Below are 24,024 nucleotides of genomic sequence, written 5' to 3' on the forward strand. Positions count from 1 at the left end.
TCAGATCCCTTGTCCGCTGACGAAAATCGCCACCGCGGCCGATCCGGCCACGGACAAAGAGGCCGACGCACGCACGGCTCCCACCGGCGACGGCTGGTGACCCAGGGGGCGGCCACGCAGCTGGACACCGTCGTGCTCCTCCCTGCCCGCAACGAGGAGGACGGCGTACTGCCGGCGCTGGAATCACTGGCCGCGCAGAGCGCACCACCCGACCTGATCGTGATCGTGGTCAACAACTCCACCGACCGGACCGAGGAATTCGCCCGCGAGTTCGCCGATCGTCCCGGCGTACCGCGCACCGTCGTCTTCAACCTGCCGGACAACCCGCACAAGAAGGCCGGCGCCCTCAACCACGGCATCGGCTGGCTGAACCGCGCGCCTGGCGGACTCGCAGCCGCCGCGAAATACCTGCTGGTCATGGATGCCGACACCAGCCTGCATCCGAAGTTCCTGGAACGAGCGCGCAACGTCATGGCCTCGGACCGGCGCGTGGGCGGACTCAGCGCGACCTGCCTCGGCCGCACCGGCCTGTGGAAGAACCTCTGGCAGCGCTACCTGCTGGGTATGCAGATCATGGAGTACGGCCGCTACGCCCGGGGCCGCTACCGCTTCGGCATCCACAGCATGTCCGGCGCCGGTTCCTTCTACCGCACCGAGGCACTGCTGAGCGTCCTGCGCTGGCGCGGCGAGGTGTTCTGGGAGGACCACGCCAACCTCGTGGAGGACTACGAGACGACGCTCGCGTTGAAGGAAGCGGGCTGGAAGGTCACGGCCAACCAGCATTGCATCGCCTATACCGACCTCATGCCCACCTTGCGCGAACTGATCGGCCAGCGAGAGCGGTGGGGGCGCGGTACGGTCGACACGCTGCGCCGCCGCGGCTGGACGAAGTACACGTGGTTCTCCATCACCAGCATGGTGCTCGGCTTCGCCGGTTTCCTTTACACCCTGGGCTGGCTGGCCGCCTGGACCGGCGTGACCGCCGGCAATGGCTTCATCCTGGATCCGGCCTGGCTGTGCCTGGTCGCCTTCTGGGTCGTGTATGCCGCCTTTCGCGCCCGCCACCTCGGCTGGAAGGGCGTCCTGGTCGACATCGCGATGCTGCCGGGCCTGGTCTTCTCCGCCGTGCGCGCGTACTGGTTCGTCACCTCGGTGGTGAAGTCGTACGCCACCGGTGTCTCCGCCTGGAAGTGACCGGCACCGCGGCACCCGCACGCACGCATCACGCATCACCACGCCCCACCCCACACATGCGACCTGCAGGTCGCCGAGAGGAACAAGACATGCACTACCTCAGCGGCACCGGCACCGGAATCGTCGTCGGAGCCGCCGCCCTCGCGGCCACGGGCACATCGTCGACCACCCACCTGATCATCGCGGCCAGCCTCGCCCTGGTCCTGGGCGGCCTGACGAGCTATGCCGCGGCAGTCCGCCGCCGACGCCGCGATGCCCACGCGGCAGGCCACTGAGAACGGAGAGCCACCACCCGGCCTGCGGGATCCTCCTCGGACAAAGGCGGCTGCCGTGGAGGTCCCGGACGCCCCGCAGAAGGCCGTTCACCGCGCCCAGGGGCGGTCAGCCGCAGGAGCGGCGACTGCCCCGGGGCGCGTGGCCCCGGCAGGGACCGGAGTGCCGTGCACGATGCCGATGAGCCGCGACCAGAAGCACCCGATCCTTCAGCGGGCCGGCTCCACGCCCCCCGCCCGCACTGCATCAGAACCCTCGCGGGAGGGGGCGCCCCGCATCCTGAGCGGCACGGCACGCCTCACAAGATCCGGTGTCCTGGCCTCAGTCGAAGAGGGCGAGGAGTCCGTTCAACCAGATGGCGACGACCCCCAGGACCGCCACCAGGCAGCCGACGCCCGCCAGCACGCCGCCGACCGTCCACGGCTCGCTGGGCGCCTCGTACTGACCTTCCGGGTCGTCCCGCCAGGAGGCGGGGTCGGCCCAGTCGACGGGGCGCCCCAACTCCTCGGCGCGGGCCGTCCGCACCGCGACCAGTTGCCCTTGTGCGAAAGCGGTGGCGGCCTGGGCCTCGGGGCCCTGCCAGGCGAGGGCTTTCATCCGCCGGCCGGCAGACCCGTACCGTGCCTCGAAGGCAGCGGTCTCGTCGGCGTGCCGGTCCTCCTCGAGGTACATCCAGCGTCCGGCCTCGGCGGCGTCGCCGTAGAGCCGGTACACCTCGGCCAGACGACGGCGCAGCGTCAGATCGTGCGGGAAGGACGAGACGAGACCACGCAGGCGCTGGCGCGCGACGGGAACCCGGCCGACGGCCAGGTCCGCATCGACTCGTACAAGGGTCTCTCTCAGGGGCATGAACGCATGATCGGATACCGCACCGACCCCCGTCGACCTGGTTTCACCGCCCGGTACCCGCTCGCGCCGACCGGGAAGCCCTGGAAGAGACCGGCAGCTGCGTCAGCACGCCCACCCACCTCCCGCGCACGATCATGCAGTAGGCGAACCCGAGTCCGGTGAAGCGACCGGTACGGGCATCTCCTCATGGCTGCGCCGCACACTCGCGCAGGGCCTCGCCACGACGGAGGCGCAGGATGAGAAGAACAACCAGGTCTTCAAGGACGACGGGTTCTGCATGTCCTGACCCGCCCCCTGTCCGGCCCGGCCGTTCCCGCGACGGCCGGGTCTTCGCACGTCCCGGGCAGGGGACACGCCCGCAGTTCGGCGAGGACGGTCTCCTCCACCGTCAGCGCGCTGTCGACGCGGGGCGTCGCCGGAAGTCCACACGACCGCAGGCAGGGGTCGTCACGCCCTCGCCCGGCAACAGGGCAGTTCGCGTCCGCCGCAGGCAGGAATCCGGTGGAAGCGAGGCAAGCAGTTGTTGTTTGACAACTATTGCCATGAGGCAAGAAGATGAGCGCAGGCATGGGCGGGAGAGAGGGAATCCGGATGCCGTGGCGGGCGGGCGACTCCGTCCGCCGGTAGCCGGTGCCGAGCTGCGAGGGGTGAGTGACGTGTCGAGGCGGGCCGCTCAGGCGGTCTGGCTTCCAGGGCCCTGGGTGGCATCGCCCTGCTGCGCCCCCTCGCCTATCTGCGCCGCCGCGGCGCGGCAGAACGCCTCGAGCCCCTGGAGCAGCATGGCTCGCTGGGCAACCGGCATCTGGTCGAGTACCGCCTGCAGCGCGTTCTGCCTGCGGGTGCGCAGATCGGCCAGGAACGCGTGGCCCCGGCTGCTGAGGTGCAGGCGCACCTCGCGCCTGTCGGTAGGGCTCGCCACGCGCTCGACGAAGCCGGCCGCGCGCAGCCGGTCGCACAGCCGGCTGGTCGAAGGCGGCGTGGAGGCGAGGCTGTCGGCGAGGGTGCGCAGGTTGATGCCCTCGTGGTGTTCGAGGATGAGCAGCACGCGCAACTGGGAGGCGGACACCGGTTCCGTCGAAGCCCGGCCCCACAGGACCTCCAGCAACTCTGCTGCCGTGGAGGTCGCGCGCGCGGCCCCGTCCGGCTCGAGGTGGGGGCGGAAGGAAGTCACGGTCACACTCTCGCAGGCGCTGGGATGACCGTCAGCCTACTAGGCGGGCTACTGGGCGGGCGCGCTGGTTATAGATGGATGGGGCCGCGCGTGCATCCGGACGCACGGCTTGCGGGGTATATGTGAAGCCTGTGAATATTCGATGAAGGACAGGTGTATTTACAACTGTGAACAGATTTGTTGCCGCTGAGCGTGCTCTGCGTACGGCGGCGCCCCACCAGCTGCTCGACGCCGTGCGTCGGGTGCTGGCCGAGGAGTACGCGGCCGAATCCGTCGAGCTCTTCATGGCCGACTACGGCCTGACGGTGTTGCAGCCGGTGACGGTACTGCCCGAGACGCTGGAGCCGGTGTCGGTGCACGGGAGCCCGGCCGGCCGGGCCTTCGGCGCCCAGGAGGCCTTCATCGAAGGCCTCTCGGGTGAGTCGGAGGGGTTGGCGCGCGTGCATCTTCCCGTCACGGTGCGCGGGGACCGGCTCGGCGTGCTGTCGGTGGTCCTGCCGGGCGGGCAGCACGCCCGCAGCAGCCTGGGGGAGCTGGCCGACATCGCCGAGGTGCTCGGGCACGAGGTGGTCGTGGCCGAACGGGACACGGACCTCTATCTGCAGGCGCGGCGCAAGGACCGGCTGACCCTGGCCGCCGAGATGCAGTGGCAGCTGCTTCCGGGGCGGTCCTGTGCCAGTGCGGAGTACGAACTCGGCGCGCAGCTGGAACCCGCCTACGCGATCTACGGCGACAACTTCGACTGGTCGGCCACCGCCGACCGGCTGATGCTGTACGTGTCCAACGGGATGGGCGAGGGGATAGAGGCCTCCCTGCTGACGAACCTCGCCGTCAACGCCCTGCGCAACGCCCGGCGGGCCGGTATCTCCCTCGCCGACCAGGCGGCCCTCGCCGACCAGGCCGTCTACGCCCACTACCGGGGCCGCTGCTACCTGTCGGTCCTCATGGTCGACTTCGACCTCGCCAGCGGGCAGGCCCTGGTCGTGGACGCCGGCTCCCCGCAGCTGCTGCGCCTGCGCAACGGCGCGATCGAGCACGTCACGTTCGAGGCGCAGCTGCCGCTGGGCATGTTCGAGGAGACCGCCTACGAGGCGCAGCGGTTCGAGGTCGAGCCGGGAGACCGTCTGGTCTTCGTCAGCGACGGGGTCCACGCGGTCGCCTCCCCGAGGGGCGAGGCGTACGGGGACACGGCACTGGCGCGGGCCGTCATGTCGACCCGGCTGCTCCCCGCCGCGGACGTCCCCCGGGCCGTCCTGCGGGAGCTCACGGGCCACCGCGGCCAGGCGGCGCCGGACGACGACGCCCTGGTGGTCTGCCTGGACTGGCGAGGGCGGCCGTGACGGTCGCCGCGCGGCCGTTCCCGGAGCCTGCGTGTGAGCGCGCGTTGTTTGCACGGCACACCGGGCGCTAATGTTTGTCATGCGGCAACTATTGGCTGATCGCCTGCCGTCCGGTGGCCCCCCAGGCCCCCGTCTCCAAGGAGAGGATGCAGGTGTCAGAGCAGGAAACGGCCTCCCGGCAGGCGGCACAGCAGCTTGAAGCGTTCCTCGGGCGGCGCCAGGAGCAGATCGCCCAGCAATGGGCCGACGCGGCGTTGTTCCGGACCGTCTTCACGGCGTCCCGTGACGAGGCGGTGGACGCGGCCAAAGCGGTCGTGGACGCCCTGGCCGCGGTGGCCGCCTCAGGGCGGCTCGAAGACATCACGGCGCCGGGCTTCACCCCGGTGCGTGAACAGCTCGCCCGCATGGCGGCCTCGCGGACCCGCGCGGGGTTCGCTCCGGCCCGGATAGCCGACGAGGTCGCCGACCTGCGCGAGCCGGTGACCGGTCTGCTGCGGGGTGAGCAGGCCGACCTCTCCGACGCGTGCCTGCAGGAGAGTCTGCTGTCCCTGACGGTGCTGATGGGCACTCTGCGGCTGGTGGTGATGGAGACCGCCCTCAGCACAGGCGAAGAGCTGATCGCCCGGCAGCGCCAGCAACTGCTGGAAGTGGCCACCCCGGTGATCAACCTGTGGGAGGGCATCGTGGCCGTCCCGCTCATCGGCACCCTGGACAGCGCCCGTAGCCAGGTGGTCATGGAGAGTCTGCTGGAGGCGATCGTCTCCGAGCGGGCCCGGTACGCCATCCTCGACATCACCGGCGTCCCCACGGTCGACTCCCTGGTCGCCCAGCACCTGATGAAGACCGTGGCCGCGGCCCGGCTGATGGGCGCCGAATGCATCGTCTCCGGCATCCGCCCCGCGATCGCGCAGACCATCGTCCATCTGGGAATCGACCTGGGGACCATCGTCACCCGCACGTCGCTGGCCGACGCCCTGGCCTACGCTCTCGGCCGCCAGGCCGGCGACGCCGCACCGCGTACACCGGTCGGCGTGACCCGGCGGTGAACACCCCCCACTTCGCTTCCCCGGCCCCGGTTCCCGTGGTGACGCTGGGGGACGTCCTGCTGGTCACCCTGCACGGCGAACTGCACGACGGGACGGCCGAGCAGCTCCAGCACGACGTCGCCCAGCGCATCGCGCGCAGCACGGCGACCGGCGTGGTGATCGACATCTCCGGTGTGGAGGTCGTCGACTCGTTCCTGGGGCGGATCCTCGCCGACATCGCCTCCACGGCCCGCCTGCTGGCCGCACGCACGGTACTGGCCGGCATGCGGCCCGCCGTGGCGATCACGCTCGTGGAGCTGGGACTCACTCTGGCGGGGCTGCAGACCGCGCTGGACGTCGACCGGGCGCGAGAACTGCTCGGACAGCACACGCCGGCCGGCCCGTCCTCGGGCACGGAGGACGGGCCATGACGCACTCTTCCCGCCCCGCCACGACGACGACCTTGCCCATCGGCTCGGACGCGGACCTGGCCTGGGTGCGGCAGCGTGTCCGGCAGACCGCGGCCGGCCTCGGATTCGGTCTGGTGCAGCAGACCAAACTGGTCACCGCGGCCAGTGAACTGGCCCGCAACACCCTCATCCACGGCGGCGGCGGGCACGTGGACATCACCCCGCTCGACGACCGGCAACCGTACGGGCTGCGGCTGGCCTTCGTCGACACCGGACCCGGCATCCGCGACCTCGACCAGGCGATGACCGACGGCTACACCTCCGGCGGCGGCCTGGGCCTGGGACTGAGCGGTGCCAGACGTCTGGTGCAGGAGTTCGCCGTCGACAGCCGGCCCGGCGAGGGCACGACCGTCACCGTCGTCGCCTGGGCGGGCGGCCTGCCCGCGTCGCGGCCGGTGCCGCGATGAGCCGGGTGTGGGACATCCCGGTGCACGACTCGACCCGGATCAGGGACGTCCGGGTGGCGACCGAGGCGGCCTCGGCCCGCGCCGGACTCGGACCCCACCGCACCGCGGTCGCCGCGCTGGTGGCCACCGAGCTGGCGACCAACCTCCTCAAGCACGCCGGCGGCGGCCGCATCGTGATCAACCTCGCCGACCGGGCGCCCGCCGTCGGCGCCGTCTCCCCGCCGTCCTCGGTCCAGCTCCTCTCCCTCGATCACGGCCCGGGCATCTCCGACGTCACGGTGGCGCTGCGGGACGGACACACCACCGCCGCCTCACTGGGCGCGGGACTGGGGACGTGCCTGCGCACCGCGAACGACTTCGACCTGCACAGCACCCCGGGCCGGGGGACGGTCGCGATCGCCCGCATCGGCCACGAGCCCGCCTCCGCGCGCGTCCGGCCGGGTCAGCACCCGCCGGCCCCGCGAGCGGGGGGAGTCAACGTCCCCCTGGCACGGGCCGAACATTCCGGTGACGCCTGGAGCTGGGTGCGTTCCGGCACGCAGGTGACCCTGATGCTGGCCGACGGGCTCGGCCACGGCGAGCGGGCCTCGACGGCGTCCGGCACCGCCGTCGAGGCACTGCGGGGCGTGGCCCACCTGACGCCCCCGGACATCCTGCGCCACCTGCACGCGAAGCTCCGGCCCACCCGTGGCGCCGCCGTCGCGGTGGCCCAGCTCGACATGGCGGCAGGGCAGCTCTGCTTCGCCGGGGTCGGCAACATCGGCGCACGGCTGCGCACCGCCGACACCTGGCAGCCACTCCTGTCCCGGCCCGGCATCGTCGGCGCGCACCACCCGGCCGACGCGCCCGTCCACCGCCTCGCGTGGCGGCCCGACAGCCTGCTGATCCTGCACAGCGACGGCCTGCCCGCCCGCTGGACACCACCTCAGGACCCTCTCCTGTCCACCCACGACCCGGCGGTCGTGGCCGCGGCGGTCCTGCGCGACGCCGGCAGCGACGCCCGCCCGCTGCCCGACGACACCACCGTGGCCGTCCTGGCCCCCGACGGCCGGACCTGAGCCCGTGACCGACGCCTCCCGTGCCTGGACGATCCGCTCACCCGCCGACGCGGCCGGCGCCCGCGTCCTCCTCGCCCGTACCGCGACGCGGGCCGATGTCCCCGTGATCGAGCAGGCACGCTTCCTGACCTCGCTCACCGCGCACCTGCGCGAGTGCCTCGGACACGGCGGCGCCTGGGAGCTGTCCCTGCGCATACGCCCGGCCGGTGCGCCCCCCACGCACACCCGGGGGCAACTGGAGGTCACCGTGCGTCCGGCCGCCGGCACGCCACACGACTCCCCTCCGTGGCGTCTCACCCTGGCCTGCCCCCGCCTCCCGTGCTCCGACCCGCTCGTTCCGGAGGAGGCCGGACTCGCCGAGGCCCTTCTGGCGGCGGACGACGACACCGCGACCATCCTGGCCCGCCTGGACGAGCAAGAGGAACTGGTCCGCTTCCACCGCGAGGAACTGCACCAGACCAACCAGGGCGTTCTGGCGCTTCACGCCGAACTCGACGCCTCGGCGCTCGCCCAGCGCAAGCTGCTCGCAGCCGAACGGGATGCCCGCACCGAAGCGGAGAAGGCGCGACGTCTGCTGACCTTCCTGGCCGACGCCAGCGCCGAGGTCACCTCCTCCCTCGACCACGAGGACATCATGCGCCGGCTGCCGCGCCTCCTGGTCCCGCAGTACGCCCGCCACGTCGACGTCTGGATATTCGACGACGCCCCCTCCCCGCCCGGCGGTCAGCGGCCTGCCGCCGCGGTGGCCGCGGCCCGCACGGGCCGCCCGCAACACGCCGCCGCCCATCCCGGCGGCCTGCCCGGCGTCGACGACCTGCCGCAGTCCCGCCTGGACCCCACCCGGCCGTTGCTGTGTCTGCCGCTCAGCGTCCGCCGCACCTTGGGAGTGCTCACGCTCGCAGCACCCGGACCCCGGTTCGACCCCGATACGTGTCTCATGCTGCTCGAACTGGCCCGCCGGATCGGCATCGCCCTGGACCACGCCCGCCGCTACGAACAGCACCGCGACACCGCCGAGGCACTGCAGCGCGCCCAGCTCACCGAGCTGCCCACGGCCGACGGCCTGCTCCTGGCCGCCCGCTACCTGCCGGCCACCCGCGGACTCAATATCGGGGGCGACTGGTACGACGCGTTCCCGCAACCCGACGGGAGCCTGCTCGCCGTCGTCGGCGACGTCACCGGCCACGGACTGCGCGCCGCCATCATGATGGGACACCTGCGCACCGCCCTGCGGGCCTACGCCGTCGAGGGCGACAGCCCTGCCCAGCTCCTCACCCGTCTGCACCGGCTGCTGCGCCACCAGCAGCCGGAGCTGTACGCGACGGCAGCCATCGCCCGGTTCAGACCCGGCGACCCCACCGTCGTCTGGGCGGCCGCCGGACACCCGCCGCCCCTGGTGCGGACCCCCGACGCGACCGTGCGGGTCCTCGACGCCAAACCGGGCATCATGCTGGGCGTCCCCGTGCCGCACACCTACCAGGACCACACGGTCGAGCTGCCCACCGGCTCGACCCTGGCCCTCTACACCGACGGTCTGGTCGAGCGCCGCGCCCGCCTCATCGACCTCGGGATCGGCAGACTCGCCCGAGCACTCTCCTCGCTGAGCACGACGGGACTGCGGGACGACCTGGACGCGGCGGCCGAATCCCTGCTCGAACCCCTGCTGGACGACTCCGAGCGCGACGACGACGTCTGCCTGCTGCTGTGCCACACCACGCTGCCGGCACTGCCCCGGCCGTTCCCGGACGCCCGGACCGCCGTAACGCGCGTGCGCTCCTCACACGCGGAACCGGCGGGGCTGCCGGGCGTCACCTCCCCACGCTCCGCCGGCGGCACCCGTGGCGTTGGCGTGGACGGCACAAGGGGAGAGAGTGGATGCCGTGAAGACACCTGAACCGCTGCCGTCCGCGGAGAGCCTGCTTCGTGCTGCGGCGCCCCATGAGCTGGTCGCCACCACCCGCCGTCTCCTGACCGAGCGCGTCGGAGCCGAGGAGGTGACCTTGTTCCTGGCCGACTACGCGCTGAGCGTCCTGCAACCGGTGACCCACCTGCCGCACACCGGAGATCCCGTCCCCGCCCACGACGGGCCCACTGGACGTGCCTTCATCAGCCAGACCCCCGTCGTCGAGGTGTCCGACGGCTCGACGCCCGCGCACCTCATCCATCTGCCCCTGACCGTCCGCGGCGACCGGCTGGGGATCCTGTCCGTGCGCCTGCCCAGCGGCGCGGCCGATCCCGCGACCGTGCTGCGGCTCACCGACTTCGCCACCGCTCTGGCCCACGAGGTCGCCACCGCCGACCGCGACACCGACCTGTACCTGCAGGCCCGCCGCACCCGGCGCCTCACCCTGGCCGCCGAGATGCAGTGGCAGCTTCTCCCCGGCCGGGGCTGCGCCCGCCGGGAGTACGTCATCGGCGCCCACCTGGAGCCCGCCTACACCATCGGCGGCGACAACTTCGACTGGTCGACCGAAGCCGACCACCTCACCCTCACCGTCACCGACGGCATGGGACAGGGCATCGACGCCTCCCTGCTCACCAGCCTGGCCGTCGGCGCGCTCCGCAACGCGCGCCGGGCCGGGATCGGGCTCGCTGACCAGGCCTGCCTCGCGGACCAGGCGCTGTTCGCCCAGTACGGCGGCAAGAGGTACGCCTCGACGCTGCTGCTGAAGTTCGACCTGGACACCGGCGTCGTACGCGCCGTCGACGCCGGATCTCCCCAGCTGTACCGCCAGCGCGGCGACACCCTCGAGCAGATCACCCTCGAAGCACAGGACCCGCTGGGCATGTTCGAGGAGACTCCCTACGACGAGCAGACCTTCCAGGTCGAACCGGGTGACCGGCTGATCGCGGTCAGCAGTGGCGTGCACAGTGCATCTGCGGCCGACGGCGGCTCATTCGGCGAGCAGGCCCTGCGTCAGACGCTCAGCGCCACACGGCTGGAGAGCCCGCACGAGGCCGCGCGCGCCATCGTCTCCGCTCTGATGGAACACTGCGGCGGTGGCGAGCTTGCCGCCGACGCCGCGGTGGTCTGCCTGGACTGGAACGGCCGGGACACCGAGGCGGCACGCCCTCAGGTGAGCGGGCACTGACGCACGTCATCGGCGGTCAGGACGCCCAGGTGGCGACGAGGCGGCTTCCTGCGCTTCGGCGAAGGCTCGGAGGCCGCGACGCAACGCGGCCCTTTCCGCCGGCTCCATCAGCCGCAGCACGACCGTCAGAGCCTGCGCTCGGCGTTGCGCCGTCTCCGTCAGCACGCGCCGCCCCGGGGCGGTCAGGCGCAGCTGCACCTCGCGGCGGCTGAGGGGATGGTAGCCGCGCTCCAGCAGGCCGGCCGCCTCGAGGCGGTCGCACAGCCGACTGGCCGTGGGCATCCCTATGTCCAGATGTTCCGCCAGCGCCGTCAGGTTCAGTCCCGGCGTCGTTTGCAGGACGCGCAACGCTCTGAGCTGGTGCGCGGACAGTCGCAGGGCCGGGTCCTGTGCCGCGACGGCCCAGACGGTGGTCAGGCACTCCACCGCCCCGGCCATCTCCAGCGCGACGGCCTCGGGGCCGCTGTCCGGTTCATCAGCCTGATCGTCGGCGCCGTCGAGGTGCGTCACGGACACGTCGCTTTCAGTAAGGGTGAGGCCAGGTAGATATCATCCCCATTCAAAACGAAGTACCCCAAGATCCGTTCGAGCACGCATGCCGGGATCGGCCCCGCCGGGCCGCGGCGGGGCCGACAGCCAGTGGCGCGCGCGGCGGGCGGCACCGCGGCGGACGTCGCCGACCAGGCCGCGGCCGTCGCGCCCACCGGCCGCTTCACCCGCCCCGAGGAGGTCGCCGACCTCGTCCTGTTCCTTGCGAGCGAGCGTGCCGCGAACATCACCGGCGCCGACTTCGTCATCGACGGCGGCCTCGTCAGCACCCTGTAGCCCCCTTTCCGAGTCCTCTGGGGTTCCCGCTGCAGCACCCCTGGTGGTGAGGTGGACGACGCCACAGCGAAGAAGATCCGGCGTGTCCGGAAACGATCAGTCCGGATACGGCATGATGCGCCCTCACAGCATCACGTTCCTGGGGGGAACATGCGCAATCGCCACATCACCGTCGCCGTGGGCATCACCGCACTCGCGCTGACCGGCTGCAACGCCGACACCAGCGACGGCAGCAGCAAAAGCGGCAGCTCAGCCGACAAGACACCGGTGGCCGCAGCATCGGCCACACCCGACACCAGTGACGTCCTCGCCGACTCCGGCATCCCGTCCAAGCCGACCGGCGCAAGACGTCAGGCGCTCCTCGACCTCCTCGCCGCGGCCGCGCCCCAGGTCGTGAAGTACGAGGACAAGGCCATCGACGCCGCGCGCAACCAGTGCTCGGCCATCAACGACGAGGGTGTGCAGCGCATCGACTGGCTGGCCTCGCAGCGCTTCACCTACAAGGACGTCGTCACGACGGAGGAGCAGGGCAAGAAGATCAATCAGGCCTTGAAGGACGACGGGTTCTGCACGTCCTGACCCACACCCCCTGACCGGCCCGGCCGTCGCGACGGCCGGGCCTTCGCACGCCCCGGGCAGGAGCCCTGCCCGGTCGGCTCCGCGAGAACAGCCTCCGCCACGGGAATCCACCCATCGGAATGTGGCGTGCCCACCTGCGTCGAGGGCGGGCCTCGGGAAGCGACGGGCTCGCCTCAGGAGACGGAGGGCCGGCCCTGTCTGCCGACGGGGCGGCCCCGGTCGTGCAGTGCGGGAGGAGCCCAGGCCGCGGCTGTCAGTCGCAGGGTCCGCTCGCGGCCGGCGGCGGTGATGTCGTAAGGGACGAGCATGATCTCGTCGGCGCCCAGCGTGGCGGCCAGCCGCCGCAGGCCGGCGGCGACGGTGGCCGGGCCGCCGCGCACGAGCTGCAGGTCCTCCAGCATCCTGCCGATCAGGTACCGCTCCCGCGGCTCGGGCAGCGCGACCTCCGGGGACGTCGCCGTGTGTTTCTGGCGGAACCGTGCGGCGACCGTGTCGTGGGCGAGTCGCTCGGCCTCTTCGTCGGTCTCCGCGCACTGGACGTTGACGGACGCGATGACCTGCGGACGCGCGCCGAGCGGGCCGGGGGAGAAGGCCGACCGGTAGCGGTCCAGGGCCGCGGGGCGTGACTTGGGCCCGAGATGGGCGCCGTAGGCGAAAGGCAGCCCACGGGCGGCGGCGGTGCGGGCGCCGTTCTCCGAGGTGCCGAGGACGAACACGCCGGGCGGCACCGGCAGCGCCGGGGAGAGCTCCAGATCCCGGAAGGCGTGCCCGTCCGGCCAGCGGCCGTAGAGGAAACCGACGAGTTCGTCGAGAAGCTGGGGGAACTCCGCGCGTGCCTGCGGGGGCCGGCGCAGGGCGCGGTCGAGGAGGGTGCTGCTGTCCGTGCCGCCGGTCGCGCGGCCGACGCCGAGGTCGATCCGGTCGTCGTGCAGCGACTGGAGCACGGCGAACTGCTCCGCGATGGTCAGCGGCGCGTGGTTGGTCAGCATCACCCCGCCGGAGCCGACCCGGATGCGGTGCGTCACCGCCGCGATGTGAGCGATCAGCACCGCCGGTGAACTGCCGGCGCACCGGGGGGAGTTGTGATGCTCTGCCACCCAGAAGCGGTGGTAGCCGCAGGTGTCGGCGGCCACCGCCGTGCGCACGACGTCGTGCAGTGCCTGCCGGGCGGTGCCGCCGGGCGCGACCAGCGCCACGTCCAGCACGGACAGCGAAACCATGGAACCTCCCTGGAGGGGTCGGGCGGCGTTCGTGAGTGTCAGGCGGCGGCCGTTTCCGTGTCCGGCGCCGGTGGTGACGGCATCAGCAGCGCGACGACCGCGAGCACGGCGAAGGCCAGGGCGAACACGGCGGCGGTGCCCGACAGCGACAGGTACGCCAGCAGCAGGCCCGCCGTCAGCGGACCGAGCGGCTGGAGGATTTCCGTGATGAAGCCCAGGGCCGTCGTGGTGCGGCCGTAGATGTTCTCCGGCACCGTCGTGGCCAGAATGGTCCCGAACACAGCTCCGTTGACCGGGGTCAGCAGGCACAGCGCGGAGTATCCGGCGGCGAACGCGATACCGCTGCCGGTGTACCAGGCGAGGGCGAGCATGACGCCGGCGAGGGCGGGACCGGCCGCCATCACCGTCTGCATGCGCAGCCTGCGCTGGAGGAAGGGCGCGATCAGCGAACCGGTCAACCCGGTCACCGCCGCCGCGCTCATCGCGAGACCCACCGCCGCGGCGCCGTTGTGCTCCCGCCCGATGCCCAGCAACAGGGCGTAGGCGAGGGCCTGGAACGCGAAGTTGTCGCCCGCGGCCAGCACGGCGAGCGTGCGCAGGAAGGGGTCGCGGACCACATGGCGCAGCCCCGCGGTCAGACGGTGCAGGAAGCGCTCGCGCGGCGCGGCCTTCGTCCCGCCGTCCGCCCCTGCCGCCTTCGTCCCGCCGTCCGCTTCTGCCTCCTTTGCCCCGCCGCTCGGCCCCGCCTCCTCGGCTTCGCCGTTGGTGTCCGCCTCCCGTGTCCCGTCCCGGCCGGCCGCCCGGTCCGCGCCGCCGTCGGGGCGGGCGGACCGGGTGGTCCCGGCCCGGCGCAGCGGCCGGTACAGAGCGAGCACGCACAGCGCGGACACCGCGTAGGTGACGGCGTCGATGGCGAACGGCAGCCACAGCGAACTCGCGATGAGCACACCGGCCACGGCCGGAGCGATGATCGCGGCACCGTAGGCCCGCGCCTGGTTCAGCGAGATGGCCGTGCCCAGCTGCCCGGCCGGCACGACCCGGCGGACGGTGGCGTTCTGACTCGGGCGGAACAGCTCCACCCCCACCTGCGCCACGACCACCGTGACCACGGCCAGCGCGATCGGCAGCCGGTCCAGGTACGTCCACACGGCGACGGTGGCGACCGTGACCAGGCGGGCCAGGTCGGCGACGAGCATCAGGCGCCGGTGGCTGTAGTGATCGGTGAGGTACCCGGCGGGCATCCGCAGCACCATGGCGGTCACCAGCACGGCGGTGCCGATGGTGCTGGTGGCCGACGTCGAGTACCCGCTGCTCAGCAGGGCGAGCGGAAGCACCAGCGCGGTCATGGACGTACCGAAGTCGGACAGCGCCTGCCCCACCCACAGCAGCCGGAACTCCCGGTTGGCCCGCAGCGGTACGGCCTCGACAGCCGTCCGGGAGGCGGCCGTGGTCGCCTCCATCACGCACCGGTCCGGACCGCGGCGGCGGGCAGCAGGTCGTCCAGCAGGAAGTTGCCGTTGGTTCGGCCGCCGGGGCGCGCCGTGCGCAGCCGGTCCAGGAACAGCGCCACCCCGGCCGACCCGCTCGCGAGGTCGCAGCTCTCGCGCACCGTCTGCTCACCGGGGAAGACGATGCCCTCCGGCCGTTCGATCGCCATGCACAGCACCGACTCGGCCACCCGCTCCGCCTCCGCCAGGGACTCGGCGTCGCCGAGGAACTCGTAGGCGTCGAGCAGGACGTTGCCCAGTCCGCTCGTCCCGTGGAACAGCTGCGGGAACACCGTGTACTTGCGGCGGACGTCGGGCAGCAGCGCCGTGATCCGCTCGCGCAGCACGGGATCACCGGTGACATGGTGATAGCGCAGCAGTGTGGTCAGGACGCCGGCCGTGCCGTGGTCCCAGTAGTGCCGTACGACCATGACGGGTTTGCCGTCCGTGGCCACCGTCGCCGGGAACGACAGCCGGCCGCCGGCCCCGGCGACCACCTGGGCCAGGTCGAAGTCCAGGGCGGCCCGGCCCAGTTCCAGCGCCGCCGGATCCCCGGCGGCGCAGTGCAGGGCGAGCAGGAACAGGGCGATGCCGGCGGCACCGTCCGCGTAGCCGACCGGGGTCGGCCGGCTCGCGTCGGGCCAGTGGGCCCGACCGTCCTCGCGGTGCGCCGTTTCGGCGAGGTGGGCGCCGACGGCGACGGCGCGGTCGAGGAACTCCGGGAGCCCCGAGTCGTGCCACAGCCGCAGGCACGCCATGCCGTAGCCGGCCGCCCCGGTCAGCACACCGGGCTCGGACAGCGACTGCGGGTGGCCGTGCGCGTCCTGGAGGGTCCGCACGGCTATGTCCAGGTGGCCCATGGCCGACTGCGCCCAGGCCACGCCCGCCGCGCCGAGGTACAGGCCGGCCGGCATCACGTCGTGCGCGGTGGAGTGCCGCAGCGCCCAGGCGTGCAGATCGTCGGGCACCGTGCCCCGCAGCCGGTGCAGTACGTACAGCGGACCGTACGCCCCGTGGGCGAGCGAGAGCGGATTGGTCCGGAACACCGCGACGTCGGCCGGGAAGAGCCGGTCCTCGCGGTCGAGGTCGGCGGTCCTGGTCCAGAAGTCGGCGACACCGTCGAGGGTGGCGTCCACCCGCTTGTGCAGCTCGGTGCGCGCCGTCGCGTCCGTGACCGGGGGCAGTCCCAGCGGGGGCGGCTGCCGCCAGGCGTCCGCGAAGGGCAGCGCCTCGATCCGCCGCCGCAGGGCGGCAGGGTCGGGCAGGTCGGCGTCCTCGTCGTACAGGTCGGTGATCAACCGGACGAGTTCTGCCGGGAGTTCCAGGTCGGCGGCCGCTTCGGCCAGCAGTCTGCGCGGCATCGTGGGGTCGATGAAGTCGGTCTGGTGGCACAGCAGGACGCATCCCAGGATCAGGCCGCCGAGGGCGTAGTGGTCGGTGCGCCGGTCGCCCTGCGCGGCGAGCCTCGCGCGGCGGGTCACCATGCCGGGCGTGTACAGCCGGGCCCCGCGCGCCGGGCCCGCGGGAGCGTCCTCGTGGAAGGCGGACTCCATGTCGATGACCACGACCCGGTCGTCGCCGGTGACCATGACGTTCGTCAGCGACAGGTCGCCCATCACGATGCCGCGTTCGTGGCAGGCGGCGATCGCGTCCGCGACTTGGAGCCACAGGCTGCGGAACCGCTCGTAGTAGTCGGTGAGGCGCTCGGCGCTCAGGTCGAGGTTGTAGACGGGGTTCTCGACGATGCCGAGGTGCCCGAGATGGGTGCCCTCGATGAACTCCTCGACGAGGAAGGAGTGTTCCCAGTCGGTGAAGAACGCGACCGGGCGCACGAACAGGCCCGTGCCGGCGAGTTCCGTGAGGATGTCGTACTCGTGCCGCAGCAACTGGACGGCGTCCGTTCCCTCCGGTCCGATCTGCACACCCGGCCGCGCCTCGCGGATGACCACGTCCGCGCCCGTGTCGTTGTCGATGCCGCGGTAGACGCCGCCGCGGTTGCAGAACTTCATCGCGCCGACGACCGTGAAGCGCCCGTCGGCGAGGGTGATGCCGGCGCCGCCGACGGCGGACCGGTCCGCCTCCGCGTGTTCGGCGTCGGCCGTGTCCGCTGCCGCGGGCTGCTCCGGCGCGGACTCCCCGGTGAAGGGGTCCGTGACCCAGGCCGGGAGATGGAAGTACGGGTGCCGGATGTCCACGACCGGCTCGCCGTCCGGGGTGCGGATCAGCAGTTCCTTCATCCCGGAGGGCCGCATCCGGGAGATCGACACGAAGCCGCCGTAACGGTAGTGGACCACCTGCGATCCGGGATAGCGCCGGTCGGAGAGGATGTGCGGGCCGTCGAAGCCGGCCAGGGCCTCGGTCATCGCGTCGCCGACCGCCCGGAACTCCCCCTCGTCGGCCGGGTACACGGTGATGAACTTCCCGCTCGATCCCCGGGGGAAGGACTTGCCGTTGGACTCGAGCATCGCCGCCGGGTCCATCAGGAACTTGAAGTGCACCGCGGCATCGCGCAGCAGCGGCAGCAGCGCGCGCAGCGTGGCGGCGCTCGTCGCGGAAGTCGCCGACACGTGCAGCTTCCAGCCCTGGGCGACGGCGGGCACCTGCGGAGGCGCGGTCAGCAGCCAGTAGCCCCGCCGCCACAGCGGCCAGGACGCGGGCATCACCGCCCGGTACTCGCGCAGATGCTCCCCGCCGGGCGCGCGGCGCTCGAAGTCCTCGAACCAGCGCGGGTGGTGTGTCATATAGGTCTGGATGATTTCCCACTCGAGCTGCATTCCGCCCGTCCCCTCTGCCGAGACCGCAAGTTGATGACGCGCCGCCCGGCCGGGCCGGGGAACCGCTGTCCCCGGCCCGGCGGAACGCCGTGATCGCGTGAACGCCAGCTGTCAGAAGCAGCTGATGTTGTGGCACGAGCCCCCACTGCCGGCGGGGTCGCTGATGATGGAGGCCTCCCTCTCGGGGTTGAGCTTCTGAAGACCCAGGACGGCGTCCTGGCCGGCCGCCAGGTGCGCCTCGACGTCGCCTGCGGCCTCTGCCGCCTCCGCCGCTTCGGCGGGCTCGGCGGGCTCGGCGTCGGGACGGATCTCCTCGGACATGGCGTCACTCCTCACATCGACGGGTACGGGGTGTACGGCGTTGCCGTGGTTCTCCGGCCGCCGGGCGGGCGGAGAAGCCGGCACCGGTCATCAGGCCGCTAGAAGCAGCTGATGTTGTGGCAGGAGCCCCCGCTTCCCGCGGGGTCGGTGACGATGGAGGCCTCCTTCTCCGGGTCGAGCCGCTGCAACTGCAGGACGGCGTCGGCGAGCGAGTGGGCGGCCACCTCGGCCGCGCGGGCCACCTCGGCCGCCTTCTCGACCTTGGTGGAGTCGTCGTCGCCCTGCACGGGTACCTGGTCCGCTTCCGCCATGGGATCTCCCTCCCTCGTGAGCATGAGGCCGGTCCGGTACCTTCCGGTCCGGCTGGCCCCAGACGGTAGGAACGCCCGCCACAAGAGCGGTTGCCGGACGGTGAATACGCAGCTCCGGCCCCTGCGGAGAGACGCCGAAGGACCTCTTTGGATGTGCGCCGGGCCGCCACCGTCTTCCGCTCCACAGCCCTGGCCTGCGCGTATACCGTTTTCGAACCGCTTCGCAGCCACAGGTTCGACACTCGGCCGGTGAAGGACGACCCGTGCCGGACCACGGCCTCACCGAGAAGGAGGTGGCCATGCGGCTGGCCGAACTGATGGCACTGCGCCAGAAGATCGTGGCGGGCGCCCTGGTCTCGCTCACCGAGCGCTGCCCGCTGAGCTGCGCCCACTGCTCCACGGCCGCCACCCGCCGCGGCCGCGACCTCGACAGCGCCGCGCTGCTCGGCTTCCTGCGCACCTTCACGGCCGCGGACCGCCCGGACGTGCTGATGCTGACCGGAGGCGAGCCGCTGCTCCGCCCCGGCCTGGTGATCGAGGCGGCCGCTGCCGCCCGTGACCGCGGCACCCGCACGGCGGTGCTCTCCGGCGCGTTCTTCGCCGACGGCGGCCCGCTGCCGCCCACGGTCCGTGAAGTCGCCCGGGCCGTCGACCACTTCTCGCTCAGCCTCGACGCGTTCCACGAGCGCCAGGTACCGCGCCGGAACGTGTTCGACGTGCTCGACGCACTCCTCGGCACCGGCGTCGCGGTCAGCCTGCATCTCCTCGCGAACGGCCCGGCGGACCCCTACCCCGACGAGGTCGGCGAACAGGTCCGGCGCCGCTTCGGAACCGACGTGCCGATGCTCGTCGGGCAGGTGCGCCCGGTGGGCCGCGGCGGCGCCCTGCGCCCGCGCCCCCGCCCGCCGGCCGGCCCCGACCCGTGGGCGGCCGCACCCTGCGACATGGCCGCCTGGCCGGTCGTCACCACCGACGGAGCCGTCACCGCCTGCTGCAACCAGGACGTCGCCGACCGCCGGGTGCGCCCCGGCCATCTCGGCCTCGGCGACATCCGTACGACGACCTGGCAGACCGTGCGCGAGCGCGCGCAGGCCGGCCCGATGCTGCGGATGATCCGCACGGTGGGCCCCGTCCACATCGCCACCCGCGCCGGACTGCCCGCCGGCGGGTACTGCGCCACCTGCCACCGCCTCGACGGCTCGGACGCCGCCCGGGAGTGGACCGACCGCGCGGGCACGGGCCCGGCCGGCGAACTGCTCCAGGCGGCCGCGGTCCGCAGGGGTGAGGCGGGCGGCCCCGCGGCGCTCGTGGCCCGACACGGCCCCGCGCGCCACGCACACCTCGTCGACCCGGGCCCGGCCTTCCGTCCCCGCCAGGAGCACACGCCGTGACGGCGCCGGCCGGCCCCCTCGCCCCCGCACCCGGTGTCCGCCCCGACCAGGCGCCCCTCGGAGCCGAGCTGCGCACCGTCCTCGCCCTGGTGGCCCCCGTCCTGCACCACAGCGCCGCCCGGCTGTGGCAGCCGCAGGGCCTGCGGGCCCGCTATCTGCGCTACCTCGTCACGATGCACACGGTCATCCGGGCCTCCGTACCGCTGATGGAACGGGCCCGGGCCCACTGCCGCGACGCGCCCGCCACCGACCCGGCGGCCCGGCCGCTGGAGAGCTACCTGTCCGCGCACATCGTGCGCGAACGCCACCACGACACCTGGCTGCTGCGGGACATGGAGGCCGCCGGACTCCACCCCGGCCACGCACTCGCCCGGCCTCCCTCGCCGGAGGTCGCCCGGCTGGTCGGCGCCCAGTACTACTGGATCGACCACTTCCACCCGCTGTGCCTGCTCGGCTATGTGGCGGTACTCGAACTCAACGCTCCCGCAACGCCGTTGATCCCCCTGCTGGTCGACCGCACGGGTCTGCCCCCGGCCGCCTTCGACACCGTGCGCCTGCACGCGGAGATCGACGGCGGACACAGCACGGCCGTGCTGAGCGCCCTCGACGAGAGCGCGGCCGTGCCCCAGGTACGGGCGGCGGTCAGGCTGAGCGCGCTGCACACCGTGCAGGCGCTCGCCGACGTGCTGAACTCCCTGACCGACGTGACGGACCGCACCGGCGGCCCCGCGGAGCGAGAGGACCACGGACATGACATCGGACAGCAGTGAGGAAGGCCCCGGCGGCGCGGAGGAGCACGGCGCCGGATCCGTACTGCGGGCCCTGGAGCAGGCCGGCTTCCCGGTGCGGACGTTCACCGGCGAGCAGCGCGCCGTCTTCGCCGGGCTCACCCCGCAGGAGCTCGAACTGATCCTCGACCTGAAGGCGCGCCTCGACGCCGTGGAGCCGGAAGTGCAGGCGCACACCGTCGTCGCGGGCGCGGCACTGTTCTGAGCGGCTCGCACGAGCGGCTGTGCGCGGCGGGCCGTACGACCGGCCGGCCGCGCACGACCGGTCGTACCCGCGACGACGTCCGAGGGCGAGCAGCGAGGGGACCGCTCATGCAGCAACGCAAGGTGATCACCGCGCTCTTCTGCGATCTGGTCGGATCCACCGAACTGTCGGGGGCGCTGGAGCCGGAGACACTGCGCTCCGTGGTGCTGCGCTACTTCGACGCGATGCGCGGCGGGATCGAGTCGCACGGGGGGACGGTGGAGAAGTTCATCGGGGACGCCGTGATGGCGGTGTTCGGCGTGCCGCACGTGCACGAGGACGACGCGCACCGGGCCGCCTCGGCTGCCCTGGAGATGATCGCCGCCCTGGACGCGCTCAACACCGAGCTCGACCGGGACTTCGGCAGCACCCTGGCGGTCCGCATCGGCCTGAACAGCGGGGAGGCCGTGACCTCGCAGGACCTGGAGGAGGGCGGCACGGTCGTCTCCGGCGAGGTGGTCAACGTCGCCGCCCGGCTCGAACAGGCGGCGCAGCCCGGACACATCCTCATCGGCCCCGCCACCCGCACGCTCCTGGGCCCCGGGGCGGTCGTCGAAGCCGTCGGCCCGCTCACCCTCAAGGGCAAGCGCGACCCCGTCGACGCGTACCGGCTGCTGAGCCTGACGGCCCAGGACGGACCGCCGGAAGCATCGCGGCCCGCGGCCGCCCTCGTCGCACGGACGCGGGAGTACGACCGGCTGGCGACGGCGTGGACGCGGGCTTCGCGGGAGGGTGCCGGGCGCCTGATCCGGCTCACCGGCGACGCGGGCATCGGCAAGACACGCCTGCTGCGGGAGTGGCTCGCTGCCCGCTCCGCCGAGGGCTCCCTCGTCGGCACCGGCCGCTGCCACTCCTACCGCGACGAGGCCAGCCTGGAACCCCTGGCGGCCGCGATCCGGGAAGTGCTGGACACCGCGACCGCCGGCCCGGCACCGGCATCCGCGCGCTCGGGGCCACCCCAGGGTCCCGCCCCGGCCCGGCCGTGGGACGGTGCCGCGTACGAGGTGCTGCGCGGCGGACTGCTCGCGGACGGCACGCCGAGCCCGTCCGCCGAGACGACCTGGGCGGCCGCCGCCGCGGTGCTGCGCGGCCTGGCCGCCGTAGGACCGGTCGCGCTCGTCCTGGACGAGCTCCAGTGGGCCAGGCCGCAACTCCTCGAAGGTGTGGCGCGGTTGACCGACATGCTGGCCGGATCACCGGTACTGCTGATCTGCTCGCAGCGCACCGGCGAGGACGAGCAGCCCGCCGCCGCCGACGAGATCCGCCTGGGTCCGCTGTCCCACGCCGACTCGCTGCGTCTGGCCCGCGCCCTGGCCGCCGGCGAACCCGACGACGGCGTACTGCACACGGTCGTGGAGCGCGCCGAGGGCAACCCGCTGCATCTGGAACAGCTGCTGACCATGGTCAAGGACGGCGCCGACCCGCGCGGGCTGCCGGTGACCGTCAGCGCCGTTCTCGCCGCCCGCATCGACGTCCTGCCGCAGCCGCAACGAGCGGTGCTCGACGCGGGCGCGGTGATCGGCCGCCGGTTCGCCGTCGCGGAGGTGCGCCGGCTCCTCGACGACCCGCCCGCGGACACCGCCCGCCCGGAGCACCCGCCCGTGACAGGCGCGGTGCACGACCTCGTACGACGCGGCCTCGTCGAACCGGCTCCCGGGGCCCCGGCGACCTATCAGTTCAGCTCCGGACTGCTGCACGACGTCACCTACCGGTCCCTGAGCAAGAGCCGGCGAGCCGCCTGGCACGAGGAACTGGCGACCCGCCCCTCCGCCCCGGCCGCCGTGGCCGCGCACCACCTGGAAGCGGCCTACCTGCACCGCCGCGACCTCGGGCTGCGGGGCGAACACGTCGAAGAGCTTCGGGACCGGGCCGCCGACGCACTGAGCCGCGCGGGCCGGTACGCGCTCGCCCGCGCCGACCTGTCCTGGTCGGCGGAGCTGCACGCACGTGCCCTGGCGCACTGCGTCCCCGGTGAGGCCCGCTGGCGCTACGCCGCCCAGGGACTGGGGGAGACCTGGCTGGCGCTCGGCCGGACGGGCGAGGGCGGCGACCTGCTCAGACAGGTGCGTGACGCGGCGTCCGCGGCCGAGGACCGGCTCGTCGGCGCCCACGCCGGCCTGCAACTGGCCTCCCTCGACCCCGACACCTCGCCGGCGACGGCCGCCGACGCGGCACGCGCCGCGCTCGCGGTGTTCGGGGAGTTCGACGACCGGCTGGGCCTGGCACGCGCCCATGTGCGGCTCGCGCAGGAGCAGCAGTACGCCGGACGGCACCGCGCCGCGAGCGATCTGCTGGCCGTCGCGCTGGACCACGCACTGGCCGCCGAGGCGGCCCCGGAGCGGGCGATGGCGCTCGGCGCGCTCGGCATCTCCCTGTGGCACGGACCCACCCCCGCCGACGAGGCGATCGAGCGCTGCCGGGCCCTGCTCGCCGAACACGGCCCCGGCAACCCTGTCGTGGTGGTCGCGCTGAACTACCCGCTGGCGAATCTGCTCGCCCTGTGCGGCCGCACCGGCGAGGCCCGCGGCTGCCTGACGGAAGCCGAGCGGCTCGCCGCCGGGCTCGGCTACGCGGAAGTGGCCGCGTTCGGGCCGCTGTTCGCCGCCGGGGTGGAGGTCCTCGCGGGATCGACGCGGGAGGCGGAGCGGCTGTTGCGCCGCGCCGTGGAGACGTTCCGCACGGTGGGCGGTCCGCAGCTGCACGCGGCCGCCCGCCGGGACCTCGCACGGGTGCTGCTCGCCCGCGGGCTGCCTTGGCAGGCGGCGTCGGCCGACGTGCATGGCGTGACGCCGGGCCCGGAGCTCGCCGATGCGGGCGGGCACGGCCCGGCTGTCCCGGCGCCGGAGGACGCGCTGCCTCCGGCGGACGCGGCGGACGACTTCGGGGTGCGTGCCCTGGCCGCCGCCGCGGCCGGGGACGCCGTGAACGCGCTGCGGCTGGCCCGCCGAGCGGTGGCGGCGGCGGACACCACGGACTCACCGATCGGCCGCGCGACCGCCCGGCTCGACATGGCGCAGGTCCTGTACGGGACGGGACGGCCGCATGCCGCTGCCCGCAGTGCGGGCCGGGCGGGCCGTCTGTTCCGGGCCAAGGGCCATGCCGTGGGAGCGACGGCCGCGGCGCAACTGGCAGCCCGGGCAGCCGACACGATCCGGGGACGCACCGAGGTGAGCGGAGACGAGCGGTGACGAGTGCGCTGAGCTGG

General features: G+C 73.1%; 23 protein-coding genes. 15 read left to right on the forward strand and 8 right to left on the reverse strand.

Annotated features, from left to right (window positions below; translation table 11 throughout):
• Positions 1 to 96 precede the first annotated feature (96 nt).
• Positions 97 to 1,194: a glycosyltransferase family 2 protein gene (locus J2X68_RS05320; protein ID WP_310431255.1), complete on the forward strand. Its 1,098-nt coding sequence runs from the start codon at positions 97 to 99 to the stop codon at positions 1,192 to 1,194.
• Between the two features lie 89 nt (positions 1,195 to 1,283).
• The gene (locus tag J2X68_RS05325; protein ID WP_310431256.1) at positions 1,284 to 1,469 is read left to right on the forward strand and encodes a hypothetical protein; all 186 of its coding nucleotides are present in this window, start codon (positions 1,284 to 1,286) and stop codon (positions 1,467 to 1,469) included.
• Between the two features lie 319 nt (positions 1,470 to 1,788).
• Here J2X68_RS05325 and J2X68_RS05330 read toward each other — a convergent pair whose 3' ends face one another.
• On the reverse strand, positions 1,789 to 2,316 hold the full coding sequence (locus tag J2X68_RS05330; protein WP_310431257.1) for a DUF6584 family protein: 528 nt from the start codon (positions 2,314 to 2,316) through the stop codon (positions 1,789 to 1,791).
• 673 nt (positions 2,317 to 2,989) lie between these two features.
• On the reverse strand, positions 2,990 to 3,493 hold the full coding sequence (locus J2X68_RS05335; protein WP_310431258.1) for a MarR family transcriptional regulator: 504 nt from the start codon (positions 3,491 to 3,493) through the stop codon (positions 2,990 to 2,992).
• 161 nt (positions 3,494 to 3,654) lie between these two features.
• On the opposite strand from J2X68_RS05335, the gene J2X68_RS05340 reads away from it, so the two are divergent.
• The 7 genes from J2X68_RS05340 (at position 3,655) to J2X68_RS05370 (ending at position 10,879) form a co-directional block, all read left to right on the forward strand.
• Positions 3,655 to 4,827 carry a PP2C family protein-serine/threonine phosphatase gene (locus tag J2X68_RS05340; RefSeq protein ID WP_310431259.1) on the forward strand — a complete coding sequence of 391 codons (1,173 nt, stop codon included), beginning with the start codon at positions 3,655 to 3,657 and terminating at the stop codon, positions 4,825 to 4,827.
• A 146-nt stretch (positions 4,828 to 4,973) separates the two neighbouring features.
• Entirely contained in the window at positions 4,974 to 5,873 is a 900-nt protein-coding gene (locus tag J2X68_RS05345) for an STAS domain-containing protein (RefSeq protein ID WP_310431260.1), read from the forward strand.
• Positions 5,870 to 6,283: an STAS domain-containing protein gene (locus J2X68_RS05350; protein WP_310431261.1), complete on the forward strand. Its 414-nt coding sequence runs from the start codon at positions 5,870 to 5,872 to the stop codon at positions 6,281 to 6,283. Before J2X68_RS05345 ends, J2X68_RS05350 begins: the two co-directional genes overlap by 4 nt.
• The gene (locus J2X68_RS05355) at positions 6,280 to 6,729 is read left to right on the forward strand and encodes an anti-sigma regulatory factor (RefSeq protein WP_310431262.1); all 450 of its coding nucleotides are present in this window, start codon (positions 6,280 to 6,282) and stop codon (positions 6,727 to 6,729) included. The genes J2X68_RS05350 and J2X68_RS05355 overlap by 4 nt, the downstream gene beginning before the upstream one ends.
• Positions 6,726 to 7,787 (forward strand): ATP-binding protein/SpoIIE family protein phosphatase, encoded by a 1,062-nt coding sequence (locus J2X68_RS05360; RefSeq protein WP_310431263.1) that lies wholly within the window; start codon positions 6,726 to 6,728, stop codon positions 7,785 to 7,787. Before J2X68_RS05355 ends, J2X68_RS05360 begins: the two co-directional genes overlap by 4 nt.
• Before the next feature lie 4 nt (positions 7,788 to 7,791).
• Positions 7,792 to 9,681: a SpoIIE family protein phosphatase gene (locus J2X68_RS05365; RefSeq protein WP_310431264.1), complete on the forward strand. Its 1,890-nt coding sequence runs from the start codon at positions 7,792 to 7,794 to the stop codon at positions 9,679 to 9,681.
• Positions 9,659 to 10,879, forward strand: a complete 1,221-nt coding sequence (locus tag J2X68_RS05370) for a PP2C family protein-serine/threonine phosphatase (RefSeq protein WP_310431265.1) — start codon at positions 9,659 to 9,661, stop codon at positions 10,877 to 10,879. Before J2X68_RS05365 ends, J2X68_RS05370 begins: the two co-directional genes overlap by 23 nt.
• A 6-nt stretch (positions 10,880 to 10,885) precedes the next feature.
• Here the strand turns inward: J2X68_RS05370 and J2X68_RS05375 are convergent, their stop codons facing one another.
• Positions 10,886 to 11,389 (reverse strand): MarR family transcriptional regulator, encoded by a 504-nt coding sequence (locus J2X68_RS05375; RefSeq protein ID WP_310431366.1) that lies wholly within the window; start codon positions 11,387 to 11,389, stop codon positions 10,886 to 10,888.
• Positions 11,390 to 11,518: 129 nt separating this feature from the next.
• Between J2X68_RS05375 and J2X68_RS05380 the strand changes: the two genes are divergently transcribed.
• Both J2X68_RS05380 and J2X68_RS05385 read left to right on the forward strand, forming a co-directional pair.
• Entirely contained in the window at positions 11,519 to 11,704 is a 186-nt protein-coding gene (locus tag J2X68_RS05380; protein WP_399039312.1) for an SDR family oxidoreductase, read from the forward strand.
• Positions 11,705 to 11,854: 150 nt separating this feature from the next.
• Positions 11,855 to 12,283 (forward strand): hypothetical protein, encoded by a 429-nt coding sequence (locus J2X68_RS05385; RefSeq protein ID WP_310431266.1) that lies wholly within the window; start codon positions 11,855 to 11,857, stop codon positions 12,281 to 12,283.
• A 173-nt stretch (positions 12,284 to 12,456) separates the two neighbouring features.
• On the opposite strand, the gene J2X68_RS05390 is transcribed toward J2X68_RS05385, so the two are convergent.
• The 5 genes from J2X68_RS05390 to J2X68_RS05410 form a co-directional block, all read right to left on the reverse strand.
• Positions 12,457 to 13,503, reverse strand: coding sequence for an LLM class flavin-dependent oxidoreductase (locus J2X68_RS05390; protein WP_310431267.1), 1,047 nt, complete (start codon positions 13,501 to 13,503; stop codon positions 12,457 to 12,459).
• 38 nt (positions 13,504 to 13,541) lie between these two features.
• A complete protein-coding gene (locus tag J2X68_RS05395; protein ID WP_310431268.1) occupies positions 13,542 to 14,963 on the reverse strand; it encodes an MFS transporter in 1,422 nt (473 codons plus the stop codon).
• Positions 14,963 to 17,764 (reverse strand): class III lanthionine synthetase LanKC, encoded by a 2,802-nt coding sequence (gene lanKC / locus J2X68_RS05400; RefSeq protein ID WP_310431269.1) that lies wholly within the window; start codon positions 17,762 to 17,764, stop codon positions 14,963 to 14,965. Before lanKC ends, J2X68_RS05395 begins: the two co-directional genes overlap by 1 nt.
• A gap of 111 nt (positions 17,765 to 17,875) precedes the next feature.
• Entirely contained in the window at positions 17,876 to 18,085 is a 210-nt protein-coding gene (locus J2X68_RS05405; RefSeq protein WP_310431270.1) for a hypothetical protein, read from the reverse strand.
• 98 nt (positions 18,086 to 18,183) lie between these two features.
• Positions 18,184 to 18,396: a hypothetical protein gene (locus tag J2X68_RS05410; protein ID WP_310431271.1), complete on the reverse strand. Its 213-nt coding sequence runs from the start codon at positions 18,394 to 18,396 to the stop codon at positions 18,184 to 18,186.
• 263 nt (positions 18,397 to 18,659) lie between these two features.
• On the opposite strand from J2X68_RS05410, the gene J2X68_RS05415 reads away from it, so the two are divergent.
• The 4 genes from J2X68_RS05415 to J2X68_RS05430 all read left to right on the forward strand — a co-directional run bounded on the left by J2X68_RS05415 (position 18,660) and on the right by J2X68_RS05430 (position 24,007).
• Positions 18,660 to 19,787 carry a radical SAM protein gene (locus tag J2X68_RS05415; RefSeq protein ID WP_310431272.1) on the forward strand — a complete coding sequence of 376 codons (1,128 nt, stop codon included), beginning with the start codon at positions 18,660 to 18,662 and terminating at the stop codon, positions 19,785 to 19,787.
• Complete coding sequence (locus J2X68_RS05420; protein WP_310431273.1) at positions 19,784 to 20,557, forward strand: iron-containing redox enzyme family protein; 774 nt, start codon at positions 19,784 to 19,786, stop codon at positions 20,555 to 20,557. The genes J2X68_RS05415 and J2X68_RS05420 overlap by 4 nt, the downstream gene beginning before the upstream one ends.
• On the forward strand, positions 20,538 to 20,780 hold the full coding sequence (locus tag J2X68_RS05425) for an aroma-sacti cluster domain-containing protein (protein WP_310431274.1): 243 nt from the start codon (positions 20,538 to 20,540) through the stop codon (positions 20,778 to 20,780). The genes J2X68_RS05420 and J2X68_RS05425 overlap by 20 nt, the downstream gene beginning before the upstream one ends.
• A gap of 107 nt (positions 20,781 to 20,887) precedes the next feature.
• Positions 20,888 to 24,007: an adenylate/guanylate cyclase domain-containing protein gene (locus J2X68_RS05430; RefSeq protein WP_310431275.1), complete on the forward strand. Its 3,120-nt coding sequence runs from the start codon at positions 20,888 to 20,890 to the stop codon at positions 24,005 to 24,007.
• Positions 24,008 to 24,024: the final 17 nt, after the last annotated feature.

It is taken from the genome of Streptomyces sp. 3330 (assembly GCF_031456635.1).
Taxonomy (GTDB): domain Bacteria; phylum Actinomycetota; class Actinomycetes; order Streptomycetales; family Streptomycetaceae; genus Streptomyces.